Annotated in this window: 14 protein-coding genes; 7 read left to right on the forward strand and 7 right to left on the reverse strand. The window is 54.6% G+C overall.

Annotated features, from left to right (window positions below; translation table 11 throughout):
- The first annotated feature begins 14 nt into the window (after nt 1–14).
- From pqiA to rmf, 4 genes are all read left to right on the forward strand, one after another.
- On the forward strand, nt 15–1,283 hold the full coding sequence (gene pqiA, locus AC6I8D_RS06715; protein WP_312052686.1) for a membrane integrity-associated transporter subunit PqiA: 1,269 nt from the start codon (nt 15–17) through the stop codon (nt 1,281–1,283).
- Nucleotides 1,270–2,913: an intermembrane transport protein PqiB gene (gene pqiB / locus AC6I8D_RS06720; RefSeq protein ID WP_312052685.1), complete on the forward strand. Its 1,644-nt coding sequence runs from the start codon at nt 1,270–1,272 to the stop codon at nt 2,911–2,913. Before pqiA ends, pqiB begins: the two co-directional genes overlap by 14 nt.
- The gene (gene pqiC, locus AC6I8D_RS06725; protein ID WP_312052684.1) at nt 2,910–3,479 is read left to right on the forward strand and encodes a membrane integrity-associated transporter subunit PqiC; all 570 of its coding nucleotides are present in this window, start codon (nt 2,910–2,912) and stop codon (nt 3,477–3,479) included. The genes pqiB and pqiC overlap by 4 nt, the downstream gene beginning before the upstream one ends.
- Before the next feature lie 280 nt (nt 3,480–3,759).
- Entirely contained in the window at nt 3,760–3,927 is a 168-nt protein-coding gene (rmf, locus tag AC6I8D_RS06730) for a ribosome modulation factor (protein ID WP_072050988.1), read from the forward strand.
- A gap of 68 nt (nt 3,928–3,995) precedes the next feature.
- Here the strand turns inward: rmf and fabA are convergent, their stop codons facing one another.
- Nucleotides 3,996–4,514, reverse strand: coding sequence for a bifunctional 3-hydroxydecanoyl-ACP dehydratase/trans-2-decenoyl-ACP isomerase (fabA, locus tag AC6I8D_RS06735; protein ID WP_008925876.1), 519 nt, complete (start codon nt 4,512–4,514; stop codon nt 3,996–3,998).
- Between the two features lie 68 nt (nt 4,515–4,582).
- Nucleotides 4,583–6,451: an AAA family ATPase gene (locus AC6I8D_RS06740; RefSeq protein ID WP_497819824.1), complete on the reverse strand. Its 1,869-nt coding sequence runs from the start codon at nt 6,449–6,451 to the stop codon at nt 4,583–4,585.
- Between the two features lie 53 nt (nt 6,452–6,504).
- On the opposite strand from AC6I8D_RS06740, the gene matP reads away from it, so the two are divergent.
- Nucleotides 6,505–6,972, forward strand: coding sequence for a macrodomain Ter protein MatP (gene matP, locus AC6I8D_RS06745; RefSeq protein WP_312052681.1), 468 nt, complete (start codon nt 6,505–6,507; stop codon nt 6,970–6,972).
- 84 nt (nt 6,973–7,056) lie between these two features.
- Here matP and ompA read toward each other — a convergent pair whose 3' ends face one another.
- Together ompA and sulA are read right to left on the reverse strand one after the other, a co-directional pair.
- A complete protein-coding gene (gene ompA, locus AC6I8D_RS06750) occupies nt 7,057–8,124 on the reverse strand; it encodes a porin OmpA (protein WP_312052679.1) in 1,068 nt (355 codons plus the stop codon).
- Between the two features lie 350 nt (nt 8,125–8,474).
- On the reverse strand, nt 8,475–8,966 hold the full coding sequence (sulA, locus tag AC6I8D_RS06755) for an SOS-induced cell division inhibitor SulA (protein WP_312052677.1): 492 nt from the start codon (nt 8,964–8,966) through the stop codon (nt 8,475–8,477).
- A 211-nt stretch (nt 8,967–9,177) separates the two neighbouring features.
- Between sulA and AC6I8D_RS06760 the strand changes: the two genes are divergently transcribed.
- On the forward strand, nt 9,178–9,807 hold the full coding sequence (locus tag AC6I8D_RS06760) for a TfoX/Sxy family DNA transformation protein (RefSeq protein ID WP_312052675.1): 630 nt from the start codon (nt 9,178–9,180) through the stop codon (nt 9,805–9,807).
- Here the strand turns inward: AC6I8D_RS06760 and yccS are convergent.
- Nucleotides 9,804–11,963, reverse strand: coding sequence for a YccS family putative transporter (gene yccS / locus AC6I8D_RS06765; RefSeq protein ID WP_497819825.1), 2,160 nt, complete (start codon nt 11,961–11,963; stop codon nt 9,804–9,806). The genes AC6I8D_RS06760 and yccS overlap by 4 nt on opposite strands.
- Nucleotides 11,947–12,387: a YccF domain-containing protein gene (locus AC6I8D_RS06770; protein ID WP_031376112.1), complete on the reverse strand. Its 441-nt coding sequence runs from the start codon at nt 12,385–12,387 to the stop codon at nt 11,947–11,949. Before AC6I8D_RS06770 ends, yccS begins: the two co-directional genes overlap by 17 nt.
- A 123-nt stretch (nt 12,388–12,510) precedes the next feature.
- Between AC6I8D_RS06770 and helD the strand changes: the two genes are divergently transcribed.
- Entirely contained in the window at nt 12,511–14,565 is a 2,055-nt protein-coding gene (helD, locus tag AC6I8D_RS06775; protein WP_497819826.1) for a DNA helicase IV, read from the forward strand.
- Nucleotide 14,566: 1 nt separating this feature from the next.
- On the opposite strand, the gene mgsA is transcribed toward helD, so the two are convergent.
- A complete protein-coding gene (gene mgsA / locus AC6I8D_RS06780; protein ID WP_312052669.1) occupies nt 14,567–15,025 on the reverse strand; it encodes a methylglyoxal synthase in 459 nt (152 codons plus the stop codon).
- Nucleotides 15,026–15,042: the final 17 nt, after the last annotated feature.

Consider the following 15,042-nt stretch of genomic DNA (forward strand, 5'->3'; position numbering starts at 1 on the left):
GCAAGGGATAACGGATGTGTTCAGCAGATAAAAGTGACGCGTGGATGCTCTGTCCACAATGCGATTTAATGAATAAGCTGCCGGACATCCCCGTTGGCAGCCGTGCCTCATGCCCGCGCTGTCACACTTCCCTGACGGCGAACTGGTACGAGCCGCGCAGGCGGCCAACCGGTTATGCGCTGGCCGCCTTGTTTATGCTGCTGCTGGCTAACCTGTTTCCATTTATCACCATGAAAGTGGCCGGGCTCAGCAGCCAGATCACTCTGACAGAGATACCGCAGGTGATGGTGTCGGAGGACTACAGCAGCCTGGCGACGCTGTTCCTGCTGTTTGTTCAGGCGATTCCGGCGTTCTGCATGGTCACCATTCTGCTGCTGGTAAATCCGGTGCCGCTGCCCAACAGCCTGAAACTGGGGCTGGCGCGCATACTGTTTCAGTTACGCAACTGGGGCATGGCGGAAATCTTCATGGCGGGGGTGCTGGTCAGTTTCGTCAAGCTGATGGCGTATGGCGATATCGGGTTGGAAACCAGCTTCTGGCCGTGGTGTCTGTTCTGCCTGCTGCAACTGCGGGCCTTTCAATGCATCGATCGGCGTCAGCTGTGGCAGAGCATTGCGCCACTACCTGCTCTGCCGCATCCACCCAAAGTTGGCGTCACCGGCCTGCAGCAGGACTTGCGATCTTGTCCCTGCTGCACCGCCATTCTGTCGGCAGAGCAGCGCCACTGTACCCGCTGCGGAGTGGTGGCATCAGTGCGTCGTAAACACAGCCTGCAATGGACGCTGGCGCTGCTGCTGACTTCGGTCATTCTCTATATTCCCGCTAACCTGATGCCCATTATGGTGACAGAAACGCTGGGCAGCGCTTATCCCTCCAATATTATGGCGGGCGTGATCTTACTGTGGAGCGACGGGTCTTATCCGGTGGCGCTGGTGATTTTTATCGCCAGTATTATGGTGCCGACGCTGAAAATGCTGGCGATCGGCTGGCTCTGCTGGGATGCCGGCGGACGTGGAAGCCATGATAGCCACAAGATGCACCTGATTTATGAAGTGGTTGAATTTGTTGGTCGCTGGTCGATGATCGACGTATTTGTGATTGCCGTGCTCTCTGCGCTGGTGCGCATGGGGCAATTAATGAGTGTGTATCCCGCGTGGGGGGCAGTGTTATTTGCGCTGGTGGTCATTCTGACCATGATTGCTGCAATGGCCTTTGACCCGCGATTAACCTGGGATCGTGTACGCGAAAACAATATTAAGGAGTCGCGCCTTGACGGAAACTAATCACGGCCATGCAAAGGTGGAACAGATCAAGCGCTGGTCGCCAGTCTGGATTGTCCCCATCGTTACGCTGTTAATCGGCGGATGGATTCTGTTCTATCACTTCAGCCACCAGGGTCCGGTCGTTACTCTGATTACCGAAAATGCTGAAGGCATTGAAGCAGGTAAAACCACCATCAAAAGCCGCAGCGTTGATGTCGGTGTGGTCGAGAGCGCAGTGCTGAGCGACGATCTGCATCACGTAGAAATCAAAGCCCGCCTCAATGCCGGTATGGGAAAACTGTTGCACAAAGACAGCGTTTTCTGGGTGGTTAAACCGCAAATTGGTCGCGAAGGCATCAGCGGGCTGGGAACCCTGCTGTCAGGTGCCTATATTGAATTACAGCCGGGTACCAAAAGTGAAGCGCCTGAACAGTTTAACCTGCTGGATGCGCCACCATTAGCGCCACCGGATGCTAAAGGCATCCGCATTATCCTCGACAGCAAAAAAGCCGGCCAGCTGAATCCGGGCGATCCGGTGCTGTTCCGTGGCTATCGCGTGGGTACGGTTGAAACCAGCACCTTCGATACCGATAAACGCATGATGACTTATCAGCTGTTTATCGCGGCACCGTACGATCGGCTGGTGACCACCAATGTCCGCTTCTGGAAGGACAGTGGCATCGCCGTCGATATGTCTGCCTCAGGTATGCGGGTGGAAATGGGATCGCTGACCACGCTGTTCAGCGGTGGCGTCAGCTTTGACGTGCCGGATGGCTGGGATCTGGGCCAGGCCGCACAGAATCAGTCTGATTATCATCTGTTTGACGATCAACGCAGCATTCAGGACTCGCTGTATACCGATCATATCGATTATCTGCTGTTCTTTACCGATTCGATTCGTGGCCTGCAGGCCGGTGCGCCGGTTGAATTCCGCGGCATTCGCCTCGGTACGGTGTCTGAAGCGCCACTGATGAAAGCGGGTCTGGATCAGGCGCTGAACAATGATTATCGGGTGCCGGTGCTGATCCGCATCGAACCGGATCGTTTTATCAGCCGACTGGGCGAAAACTTCGACCTGCAACAGCATCTGCAGGATGGTAAGAAACGCGGCCTGCGTGCCACGCTGAAAACCGGCAACCTGCTGTCTGGTGCGTTATACGTCGATCTCGACTTCTATGACAATGCGCCAGCTTACAAAGGGCCGCAGAAAGTATCGGGTTATGAAGTTATCCCCACCGTCAGCGGTGGCCTGAGTCAGATTCAGCAGAAGCTGATGGCGGCGCTGGATAAGATCAACGGACTGCCGCTTAACGGTATGATTAGCGAAGCGACCGGCACGCTGAAAGAGAGTCAGCGAACGATGCGTGACCTGCAACGCACCATCGAAAACATTAATAAAGTGACGGCCAGCCCGGCAATGAAAACGCTGCCGGAAGATATGCAACAGACCTTGCGTGAGCTGAACCGCAGCATGAAAGGACTGCAGCCAGGCTCACCAGCGTACAGCAAGCTGGTCGGAGATATGCAGCGACTCGACCAGGTGCTGCGTGAACTGCAGCCGGTGCTGAAGACGCTGAATACCAAGAGCAACGCGCTGGTGTTTGAGGCGAAACCGGGACAGGATCCCCAGCCTAAGAGGGCGAAACAGTGAAGAAAGGAATGATACTCTCTGCCGCGCTGCTGCTGAGCGCGTGCAGCAGCACCATCGATAATACCTGGTATCAGCTGCCCTCCGGGGCGGCGCCGATGAAGGTCAGCAGTAGCAGCACCACTGAAGCGCAACCGATGCTGTGGGTTCAGCAGGTTACGGTGCCTGATTATCTGGCAGGTAACGGACTGGTCTATCAGACCAGTGACGTAAAATATGTTATCGCCGCCAATAACCTTTGGGCCAGCCCGCTCGATCAGCAACTGCAGCAAACGCTGATTACCAACCTCAGTAAAGCCCTGCCGGGCAGACTGGTCGCCGGTACGCCAATGGGCGCGCAGCACGACACCCTGAACGTGACCATTACTGGCTTCCAGGGTCGCTACGACGGCAAGGCGGTGATCAGTGGTGAGTGGACGCTCGAACATCAGGGTCATCTGACCAAGCAGGCGTTCAATCTGGCGCTGCCACAGACTGAAGATGGTTACGATGCGCTGGTCAGAACGCTGGCGGTGGGCTGGCAGCAAACCGCGCAGCAGATCGCCAACAGTACGGTTGCGTTAAATTAAGAAGAGTATGAATAAATAAGCTAAGCCCCTGATTTTCGTTAAGCACCAGCGACGAAAAACAGGGGTTTTTTTATTAGCGTAATCAGCGAGATAGTGTTGCCGGATCCATCACAAAATAGCGTAATTTTGTCAGACAGAGGTCACATTTATGACACTGGCGTGAAGATTGCGCATTGATCTTTGGGCGCGTAGCGGGTAGAACATTAGGGTGGTTGAACATTAATTCACCACCTTTTTCTTTCCACCAGATTCCACAGACCTTACATGAGGGACACGGAGTATGAAGAGACAGAAACGAGACCGCCTCGAACGCGCCCATTCACGTGGTTATCAGGCAGGCATTACTGGACGCTCAAAAGAGATGTGTCCGTATCAGATGATTGACGCTAAGTCTCACTGGTTGGGAGGTTGGCGACAAGCCATGGAGGACAGGTCGGTAGCTGCCTAGCCGGATGTCACTGAAAAGGGAATATAACCTCCGCTGCGCGCGGAGGTTTTCGTTTCAGGGGGAAACGTTTAGAAAGCTGCGGTATCTTTGAACAGGCCTACTTTCAGATCGCTGGCGGTATAGATCAGGTTGCCATCGACCAGCACTTCGCCATCGGCAACGCCCATCACCAGTTTGCGGTTGATGACGCGTTTGAAGTGGATACGGTAAGTGACCTTCTTCGCTTCAGGCAGAACCTGACCGGTAAATTTCACTTCACCCACGCCCAGCGCACGACCTTTACCTTCGCCGCCCAGCCAGCCCAGATAGAAACCGACCAGCTGCCACATGGCATCCAGGCCTAAGCAACCTGGCATCACCGGGTCGCCAATAAAGTGGCAGCCGAAGAACCAAAGGTCAGGATTGATATCCAGCTCTGCTTCAACAAAGCCTTTATCATATTTGCCGCCGTCTTCGGTCATCTTGACCACGCGGTCCATCATCAACATGTTGCCTGACGGAAGCGGCGGACCATTTTCGCCAAACAGTTCACCACGACCTGACAGAATCAGATCTTCTTTGGTATAGGATTCGCGTTTATCTACCATGTTTACAATAAGCCTTTTTTTAGTGAATCACGAATATTAGCGAACAGTTGTACGCTGAGCAAATCGGATTAACGGTGGTTAAACCAGTTAAGCCAGCGTAGTCCCCACGGACGGTGCGGCACGTCCGACTGGTGCAGTTGGCTAATACGTTCCTGAATGGTGCGCAGCAGGCTGTCGCCTTCACCATCCTCAGTATCCCAGACTTTGCCGGTCAGCAGCGGCAGTGCTTCATCAGCACGTTCAATCGCCCAGATATGGAAGCGACCTTGCTCAACCGCACTGACCACGGCCTGATTCAGACTCAGGTGGCGCACGTTGCAGGCGGGTATAATCACGCCCTGCTGGCCGGTCAGTTCACGCTGATGGCAAATATCGAAGAAACCTTCGATTTTTTCGTTCAGCCCGCCGACCGGCTGCACATTACCAAACTGATCGACCGAGCCGGTAACCGCAATTTGTTGATTGACCGGCTGGTTTGCCAGCGCACTGATCAGCGCACACAGCTCCGCCAGCGAGGCGCTGTCGCCGTCGACTTCAGAATAAGATTGTTCAAACACCAGCGAAGCCGAGAAGGGCAGCTGCTGTTCCAGTTCCAGTTCGGCAATCAGATAAGCCTGCATAATCATCATGCCTTTCGCATGAATATTGCCGCCCAGCTCTGCTTTGCGTTCAACGTCGGTAAATTCACCGTCGCCGGGATGCACTACGCAGGTAATACGTGACGGATCGCCCCAGGCGCGTGGATGGCCGGGATACTCCACCACTGACAGACCGTTAATCTGGCCGACCACTTCGCCTTCGGTTTCAATCAGAATCTGTTTCAGCAGGATCTCATCGCGCATCCGCTCGTTGAGATAATTTTCACGCCACAGGCGCGCTTCGAGTGCATCACGCAGCGCTTCCGCATTAAGCTTTTCGCCCATCAGTGCTGACTCACGCATCTGGCGTTGTAACCAGCGCGGGCAGAGCGGCAACGTTTCCTGATCGCCGCTGAAGCGTACGCCTTCTTTAATCAGTTCCGGCCAGAAATCCGCTTCCGGTAACGGTAGCCCGGCTTGCTGCGCCAGCTCAGCAGTCCAGCGGCACCAGGCGAGCATGTCATCTTCATCCAGAACCTGAATGTTCTCTTCAAATTCGGTGTAAATCGCCATTTCATGTGCTTCAGGATCGAGTTCCTGAAAATCAGCCAGCGCTTCACGATCGCCACACAGGACCAGATTTAACTGCAGCGGTAATGGCGGGATAGCGATCGGCAGCGGACGACGTTCATCCTGAGATGTCCAGTCGACATAACCCTGCTCGATGCATTTCTTCAGGCGTAGCCAGAGAATCGGCTGGGTCATAAAACTGCGCAGCGACAGCACCAGCGTGCCGCCATTGGCGCGATGGATCAGGCCCGGCTCAAGCTGGATACGATCCTTGTGCTGACGCACACAGCCAAACAGCTGTTCGGTCTCAATCCAGTCGGCGAAATGGATACCGCCCTGACTGGTGAAAGGGCGCTGCGGGTCAGAAGGGGGCTGCAGCGTGACGTTGTCGGCCATGATATGGTAATCACCACCATACAGCGTGGTGTTGTCCTCCATGACCCGCTGAGCCGCCTGGGCTATCAGCGCCAGGTAGTCGCGATTTTCCTGGCTGCGAACCAGCAGTAACGGGAATCCCTGCGTCTGGTGGTGTAAATGCGCCAGTGCATTCAGCAATCGGGGCTGTACCGTTGCCAGAGCATCGGTTTCTTCATCAGCAATTCGGGAGAAAACGGATTGGTATTGTGCGCTATCCGGCTGTAAGGTTTGCCACGTAAGTTGGGTGCTGGTCAAAATAATCGCATTTGTCTGATTTAAGAAAAGCGAGATTATACAGGATTCACCCTTGTTAAGCACTGCAGACTTCCTGTTGAAGATGTGACGTTGACAGCATGTTTTTCGTTGCTGCATCCGGGAAAAAAGCTGTTATTCTTAGCTCGTTACGTGATCACGATGAGATTCCGATGAAATACCAGCAACTCGAAAATCTTGAAAGTGGATGGAAATGGAAATACCTGGTGAAAAAACATCGGGAAGGTGAACTGATCACGCGTCACCTTGAATTAAGTGCGGCGCAGGCGGCAGTCGATAAGCTGCTGGCGATGGAAAATAATCCGGTTACGGTCAACGAATGGATTGCTGAGCATATTCATGCCGACCTGGATAATCGGCTTAAGCAGACCATTCGTGCGCGGCGCAAACGTCACTTCAATGCTGAGCATCAGCATACGCGGAAGAAGTCGATTGACCTTGAGTATCTGGTCTGGCAACGGCTGGCAGGACTGGCGCAACGGCGTAACAGTACCTTGTCTGAGACGGTAGTGCAGTTGATTGAAGATGCCGAACGCAAAGAGAAGTATGCCAATCAGATGTCGAGTCTCAGAGAAGATCTGCAGGCGATTCTCGGTAAGTCTGGCACAGAAAAAGAGTAACTACACCCGTATAGTCTGGCAACTTTGCCGACAGACTGGCATAAAAAAACCCCGCCTTAGCGGGGTTTTTTATTACGTGTAAACTTAAGCCTGTGGCTGAGTTACAACGTCTTTGATGCCTTTAACGTCGATTTCTACACGACGGTCCGGCGCCAGGCAGTCGATCAGGGCATTGCGGCCTTTCACGCTGTCACAGGTGTTGCCGGTAACTGGGTTAGATTCACCCATGCCACGTGCAGAGATCTTGTTAGAAGGGATACCTTTAGATACCAGGTAATCTACTACTGACTGAGCACGTTTCTCAGACAGTTTCTGGTTGTACTGCTCTGAACCGATGCGATCGGTGAAGCCCAGTACGACAACGGAACCATCTTTAGGATCCATTGAGCTCAGCTGGCTGTACAGCTGATCCAGAGCCTGCTGACCTTCTGGCTTCAGGGTAGCTTTGTTGAAGGTGAACAGAACGTCAGACTTCAGAGTGAAACGCTTGGTTTCAACAACTGGTGCTGGCGCTGGAGCCGGAGCTGGTGCTGGAGCAGCTTCATCCTGACCGAAGCGGTATGAAACGCCTACGCTCAGCATGCCGTTGTCTGGACGGGTACCAACGGTCTGTGCATCACCAATGTTGTTAACCCACTGGTAATCCAGACGGGTAGCCCAGTTTTTGGTCAGCGCATACTCAACACCAACTGCTGCCAGTGGAGAAACACCGGTGTCGTGGTCGCTGATGCGGCCATTAGTTGGGTTAGTCTGCGTTGAGTCTGCACGCCATACCATGCCGCCCAGACGAGTATACACGTCCAGATCGTCATAAATTGGGTAGCTCAGTTTAGCAGCCAGCTGAATGCCTTGTGCTTTGAACGCGCCGTTAGTCACGTTGCCTTTATTAGGCATGCGACCCAGCCAGTCATAGCCCAGCTCGAAGCCCAGGTATGGATTTGCCTGGTAACCAACGAATGCACCTGCACCCAGCTGGCTTTCGTGAGTTGGACCGTCATTGTTTTGGTAACCGTTACCGTAGTAACCAGTGTCGTGGTACTGAGACCAGCCCAGTTTAGCACCGGTGTACCAGGTGTCATCTTTCGGAGCGGCCTGCGCTACGGTAGCGAAGCCAGCCAGTGCCACTGCGATTGCGATAGCTGTCTTTTTCATTTTGCGCCTCGTTATCATCCAAATAGGCAATGAGCAAAAAGGTTGCTCTTGGTTTAATCCTTCGCCGGGTCAAAACGCTCGCTTATGACTCTACCGCAAAAAAACGGAGGTTATTGAGCACCCTGGCGAGATAAAGTCTACAACGAGATTGGAAACTTACAAGTATGATGTGAGGCGCTTCTGTAAAAAAACAGAGATTTATACACAAATTCTAACAATTAGCCTGGTATTATTGTCGCGGCTCAACGCCCAAAAAACCTGCTAAACCATTGTCAACGCTCGAACTAACAGAATCAGTGGTTTAGCGACGACAGATAAGAAATATAGCTTGAGAAACTTCCGATTTTTACTTAATGAAACAAATCCGACTGAATTTTTAGCGCATTTTGTGGTCCGAGAGGCGCTTCGGGTGTTCCACTCGAACGCAAAATCAATCCCAGGGCATCACCTTCGGCTGCTGCATTTTCCAGTTGACGTCGTTCATCTTCATCCAGCTCGTAGGGAATCCATGCCAGAACGACACTGTAATTTCCGGTACGCAGCGCTTTAATCATCGCTTCAACTGCGTTCAGACGCTCAGAATCGGCAATATGCATGCTCTTGTCCAGCGGCAAGCCGGACTGCTGTAGCCAGGCGCGATTCAGCTTATGCGCAGGGGTTAACCACAGTTGCCAGCGCGACTGCTGACTCAGCTGCTGCAACAGCGGTAACAGTAACATCTGCATCATTCCGGGCTGCTCACTATAGCGTAACTCAGTAATCCAGCCGTGTTGAGAAGCGGATACGGAAGAGGACGCATAATGATGAGCATAGCGTGTATTGTTCGGATGTTGTGTTCGCATAAGTTAATCACTCAGCAGTGGACTGTATGAATATACAGTACTGGCGTTGCGCATAAAGATCAACCCAAATTTCTGATAACGGCTCGCAAAAACGTCACAAGGTTAGCGGAACCGCTATTAATTGATTGAACCGATCAGGCCTTTTTCCTATCTTCTAATTGTCTGAAACAAAAGATAATTTCAGGCATTTCTCTTACATGGAGGTGGTGTGATGAAAAAGTTAAATCCGATCATTGAACGTTCCAGAGCGCAGCTAGCCCCGCTGGGTACGATTGAGTCGCGAACCCAGTTTGGTGGTTATGCACTGGCTGTCGAGCGCGTGGTTTTTGCTTTAGTTAATAATGACGCACTCTATCTGCGCGCCAGTGAGCCGTTACGTGAATACATCGCGCAGCGTCCGCTGGAGCCGTTAATTTTTCGTAAGCGTGGCGTGCTGGTCAGCCTCAACTATTACCGGGTGGACGATGCCTTATGGCATACGCCAGCACATCTGTTGACGCTATCAGCCGCATCACTGGAGACCGCAAGGGAAGAGCAGCAGCATAAGCAGTTATCCCTCCGCTTAAAAGATCTGCCTAATCTCAGCCTGCGTATGGAGATGATGTTGCATGAAGCGGGTATTCTGAACGTTCAGCATCTTCATGAGATTGGGGCTAAGCAGTGCTGGCTGAAGCTTAAGGTGGTGAACCAGAATATCGGATTACAAACGCTGCTGGCGCTGGAGGGAGCAATATCGGGTCATCATTATGCAGCCCTGCCGCAGGCGGTCAGGGCGGAACTTAACGCCTGGTTTCAGCGTACCGTGCTGATGACGCTGAACCCGAAAGGCGGGGTAAACTAGTCTGCGTTAAGCGTGCGGCGCAGGCGAGCGACCTCAGGCATCAGCGCCACCAGCAAGCCAAGTTGCTGCAATACCAGTGGCGCGCGCGTATCCGCATCGGTGGCCAGCTGGCTGATGCGCTGAGCCAGTTGATGACGCATCGTCTCAGCCTGTTGATCGCTGACGACATCCGTTTGCAGCACATCCTCAACATAACAGACCGTATCATCCAGCAGTTTGAGCAGTTCCGGTTCGCTAATTTTATCGCGATGCGCACCCAGTGCAGAGATGTAGCTCAGGAAAGAGTGATTTGAGCACAGCAGCTGAAAAGCGGATTCACGCATCGCCTGGCTGGTACGGCTTTCACTGCTCATATTGGAAACCACCGACGCCAGTTCGGCATCGGCATTATGCGCATCCCGTCGGGCAATACGATAAGCCAGCCGGTTATCTTTGCCCTGATGGTATTGCTCCATAATCGCATCAAGATAGCGACAGTTGGCCTGCAAGGTGCGTTCTGCCACCGCCGGTAACTGACGGAAGCGCCAGTCAGGCCAGATAAAGGCGACGGCCAGCCAGGCCAGACCACAGCCCAGCAGCGTGTCGACCACCCGCGGTAAAGCCACCTCAAACCCTTCGCCGAGCAGGTTGAAACAGAGCAGCACCAGCAGCGTGATAAACAGCGTCGCCTGCGCGTACTGCACCTGCCGGAAGGCGAAAAACAGCACCCCGCTGATCACGATCAGAATCAGTTGTCCTTCGACCGAGGGCACCAGCCAGAGCACCGGCAAGCCAATAGCGATCCCCGCCAGCGTCCCGCCAATGCGTAGCGCCAGCCGCCGCTGTGTCGCATTGTAATTGGGCTGGCAGACAAACAGACTGGTCAGCAGTATCCAGTAGCCTCGCTCCAGTCCGGTAATCTGAATGAAGCCGTAACCGATACACAGCACCACCGACATCCGCACCGCATGACGGAACAGCGCCGAGGCGGGAGTCAGGTGACGACTGAAGCGCAGCCGGATATCGCTCCAGCCGCTCAGGCCTTCGCGTGATAGCAGATTGTCGCTGTGCTGCGGATCGTCGCCTGCCAGCGTCTGCTCCGATTCGATAGAGGCCAGCTGGGCGTCAATCGCCTGCAGGTTGCGCAGCAGCCAGTAAAGCGCACGGGTATGGGTGGCCTCTGGCTCACGCTGCTCAAGGCGTTCTATGGCTTTTTGCAGCCGTTCAAATGCCCGCTCAAACCGGCTGTCGTGCACCCAGCGTTCACGCATTAAAATAGAGTGCGCCAGCTGCCGACAGGCCTGGGCCTGCATATTGAGTAAGCGCTGGAAGCGGAACAGGATCTCGTTATAGCGCCAGTCACCACGCAGCAGGTGATATTGCAGATGAGAAGAGCTGGCACGTTCATGGATATCCTGCGCCACAAAGTAGTAGTGCAGACTGCGCCGGGTACCACGTGAACCGCGATCGCCACGCAACCGGCTCTGCAGAGTGGTCTTGGTCAGATTGAGCTGGGCAACGAGCTGGCTGTTGACCATCGCGGCATCAATAAAGGTCGCATCATCCTGTTCGCCAGCATCCGGATCGAACAGATTGGCTTTGGCATCCAGATAACGCGCCAGCTGGGAAAAACTGCCCGCCAGTTGTTCCTGAACCGGCCGAACCGGAAACATCAGGTGACCGAGCAGGGTCAGCAGGTTGTACCAGAGCGCGCCCACCAGCAACAGAATCGGCTGCATATACCACTGGCTGAACAACCCGATGCCGAGCATGGTATAGACCGCAATCAGCAAGGCACCAAAGGCAATGGTGGCGTAGCGCTGACCGAGCGCCCCCAGCAGAATGAAGCCCCAGGTGGAGATCGCCAGTCCGGCAATAAACGCCAGCGGGTAGGGAAACAGCAGTTCAACCGACACCGAAGCGATACAGAAGCAGAGCAGGGTGATCAGCAGATTCTTTAGCCGCCCGGCTAGCCGATCATCAAGATCCGCCAGCGCCGCGGCCACCACGCCCAGCGTCAGCGGGATGGTCCACTCAATCTGGTGCAGCCACCAGGGAATGGCGGCACACCCGCTCAGCGCAAACAGAATGCGCAGCAGGTAGCGCCAGGTACTGTTAAACAGATACTGCCGCCAGCCGGGCAGGCTTTTCGACATCATACTAATAGCGACGGGCATTGGCTTCGCGCGCGGCACGCGCCTCTTCCACCGATACGACGCGGCGTCCTACCGGCCACAGCGCAATCGCGGCAATTTTGAAGTTAGCGATACCGACCGGAATGCCGATGATGCTGATGCACTGCACAATGCCGACCGAAATGTGCGACAGGCAGAGCCACCAGCCAAAGAAGATCAGCCAGAAGATATTCAGGAAGGTTCCGCCGGTGTTCATGATGTGGCTTCTGTTTTCCGGGCGCAGCACGTCGACATGCACCGCTTCATTGCCAAATGGCAACAGCGACAGTTTGGTAATTTCCCAGCAGGAGCGGGTCAGCGGCAGGGTAAAAATCAGCACAATGCTGATTAAGGTGGCAAACAGCCAGCTCAAGGTGGTGAAAAAGCCACCCAGAACGAAATTAAGAACGTTTAAGACGGTGCGCATGACATTTTTTTCCTTTTGCATTCCGCAAGATGTGACGCCAAGTTTAGCCTGTTTTAAGGCTGGAGCGCCAAGGGTCTGACAGGTAAACTCCCCCTAATCCTATTCTCTGTCGTTGGTGTCGGCGTGGAACTGAAAGCAACCTCCATGGGCAAACGGCTTGCCCAGCATCCTTATAATCGGGTCCGTCTGATGGCGGCTGGCGTCGAAGTCAGCGGCGATAAGCATGAGTACCTGATCCCTTTTAACCAGCTGCTGGATATCACCTGCAAACGCGGGCTGGTGTGGGGAGAGCTGGAATTCTTACTGGCTGACGAAAAAGTGGTCCGGCTGCACGGCACGGAATGGCAGGAAACACAGCGTTTTCACCACTACCTGCTGCAATCCTGGCAGCAGTGGAGCCTGGAGATGAGCGAGGTGTGCCGCGAGGTTTTACAGGCGCTGCGTAGCGAGATTGAGGCGTTCAGCACCCAGGGTCGCTGGCTCAACCGCAGTGAGCTGCAGGGGTTAAAAGCGCAGATCGTTAAACAGTTTGATGCCTTGCCCCTGCCGCTGACCCGCCTTAATGAATTTGCCACCTGTCGCGATGACCTGGAATTTTGCCAGCGTTGGCTGGAGCAGGGCGAAACGGCGCTGCGTCAGCGTAATCGTGACTGGACCGCCGCCATGCTGACGCGCTATCACGACTTCTTCGCCAGCGTAGAAACAACGCCGCTGAATACCGCCCAGTGCGAAGCCGTGGTGAACGGTGAAGCTTCGCTGCTGGTGCTGGCAGGCGCCGGTAGCGGAAAAACCTCGGTGCTGGTGGCAAGAGCGGGCTGGCTGATGCAGCGCCGGCTGGCCAGTGCCGATCAAATCCTGCTGCTGGCCTTTGGCCGGCAGGCTGCGGAAGAGATGAACGATCGGATCCAGTCCCGTCTGGGCGCCAGCGATATTCAGGCACGTACTTTTCACTCGCTGGCGCTGCACATTATTCGCGAAGGCAGTAATAAGCAGCCGGCGATCAGTAAACTGGAGAGCGATACCGACGCTCGCCGGGCCTTACTGATTCAGCACTGGCGTCAGCAGTGCAGCGAGAAGAAAGCGCAGGCCAACGGCTGGCGGCAATGGCTGCGTGATGAGCTGGAGTGGGAGCTGCCGGAGGGCGCGTTCTGGCAGGATGACCGGCTGGCTAACCGGCTGGCAACGCGACTGGAGCGCTGGCTGAGCCTGATGCGCATGCACGGCGGCGCCCAGGCGGCAATGATCGCTGAGGTACCGGACGAAACCCGCAACCTGTTCAGCAAACGCATCAGGCTAATGGCGCCGCTGCTGAAAGCCTGGAAGAGTGCGCTGAAAGAGGAGGGTGCAGTCGATTTTTCCGGCCTGATCCACCAGGCGATTGCGATACTGGAAAAGGGCCGTTTCATCAGCCCGTGGAAACATATTCTGGTCGATGAATTCCAGGATATTTCTCCGCAACGCGCAGCGCTGCTGACCGCATTACGCCAGCAGAATAAGCGTACCTCGCTGTTTGCGGTGGGAGATGACTGGCAGGCGATCTACCGTTTCAGCGGGGCAGAAATGTCGCTGACCACCGCCTTTCATCACTATTTTGGCGAAGGCGATCGCTGTGTACTGGACACCACTTATCGCTTCAACGATCGGATTGGAGAGATCGCCAATCGCTTTGTGCAACAAAACCCGCAGCAGTTACGCAAACCGCTTAACAGCGTGACCAAAGGGAATAAGAAGTCAATTTCGCTGCTGGCACAGGATCAGCTCGAAGGGCTGCTGAACAAGCTCAGTGGCTACGCAAAACCGGAGGAACGCATCCTGCTGCTGGCGCGCTACCACTATCTGCGGCCGGAACTGCTGGATAAAGCGAAAACCCGCTGGCCAAAGCTTAAGCTTGATTTCATGACGATTCACGCCAGTAAAGGACAGCAGGCAGATTACGTGATTCTGCTCGGCTTACAGCAGGGGAAAGAAGGCTTTCCTGCGGCGGCGCGTGAATCGATCATCGAACAGGGATTGTTACCGCAGCCGGAAGCGTTTCCGGATGCAGAAGAGCGACGGCTGGCCTATGTGGCACTGACGCGGGCGCGTCAGCAGGTCTGGCTGATGTTCGATAAAGCGCAGCCGTCGGTGTTTGTCGAACAGTTCCGCGAACTCGGTGTGCCGGTGCTGCGCAAAGCCTGAGTTACTTCAGGCGTTCCGCCATGTAGCGCTGATAATCGGGGATCAAAATATCAACCGCGCCGGCAAACAGCGGCGACTGAATAATAAAGTCGGCGGTTGAGCGGTTGGTGGCGACCGGAATGTTCCACACGGTCGCCAGACGCAGCAGCGCTTTGACATCCGGATCGTGCGGCACCGCATTCAGCGGATCCCAGAAGAACATCAGCGCATCAATTTTGCCTTCGGAGATCATCGCACCGACCTGCTGGTCACCGCCCATCGGGCCGCTCAGCATGGCGTTAACGGTTAAACCAGTATGACGATTGATCAGCGTGCCGGTGGTGCCGGTGGCGTACAGGGTATGCGGTTCGAGTGCGGCCTGGTTTTGTTTAACCCAGTCGAGTAACGCGGCTTTGCAGTGGTCATGGGCAACCAGTGCGATATGTTTTTTTATGCCGAGGGTACGAACGGTTTGTTCCATAAAGGCTTCCTGATAAG

The sequence above is a fragment of the Pantoea sp. X-Soil-MYKO-1785 genome, from assembly GCF_059730675.1.

Bases quoted from the DNA above. Each gene is read 5' to 3' on its own strand.
- pqiA (WP_312052686.1), top strand. From the start codon at position 15: ATGTGTTCAGCAGATAAAAGTGACGCGTGGATGCTCTGTCCACAATGC.
- rmf (WP_072050988.1), top strand. From the start codon at position 3,760: ATGAAGAGACAGAAACGAGACCGCCTCGAACGCGCCCATTCACGTGGT.
- fabA (WP_008925876.1), bottom strand. From the start codon at position 4,514: ATGGTAGATAAACGCGAATCCTATACCAAAGAAGATCTGATTCTGTCA.
- AC6I8D_RS06740 (WP_497819824.1), bottom strand. From the start codon at position 6,451: ATGCAGCAACGAAAAACATGCTGTCAACGTCACATCTTCAACAGGAAG.
- matP (WP_312052681.1), top strand. From the start codon at position 6,505: ATGAAATACCAGCAACTCGAAAATCTTGAAAGTGGATGGAAATGGAAA.
- ompA (WP_312052679.1), bottom strand. From the start codon at position 8,124: ATGAAAAAGACAGCTATCGCAATCGCAGTGGCACTGGCTGGCTTCGCT.
- sulA (WP_312052677.1), bottom strand. From the start codon at position 8,966: ATGCGAACACAACATCCGAACAATACACGCTATGCTCATCATTATGCG.
- AC6I8D_RS06760 (WP_312052675.1), top strand. From the start codon at position 9,178: ATGAAAAAGTTAAATCCGATCATTGAACGTTCCAGAGCGCAGCTAGCC.
- yccS (WP_497819825.1), bottom strand. From the start codon at position 11,963: ATGCCCGTCGCTATTAGTATGATGTCGAAAAGCCTGCCCGGCTGGCGG.
- AC6I8D_RS06770 (WP_031376112.1), bottom strand. From the start codon at position 12,387: ATGCGCACCGTCTTAAACGTTCTTAATTTCGTTCTGGGTGGCTTTTTC.
- mgsA (WP_312052669.1), bottom strand. From the start codon at position 15,025: ATGGAACAAACCGTTCGTACCCTCGGCATAAAAAAACATATCGCACTG.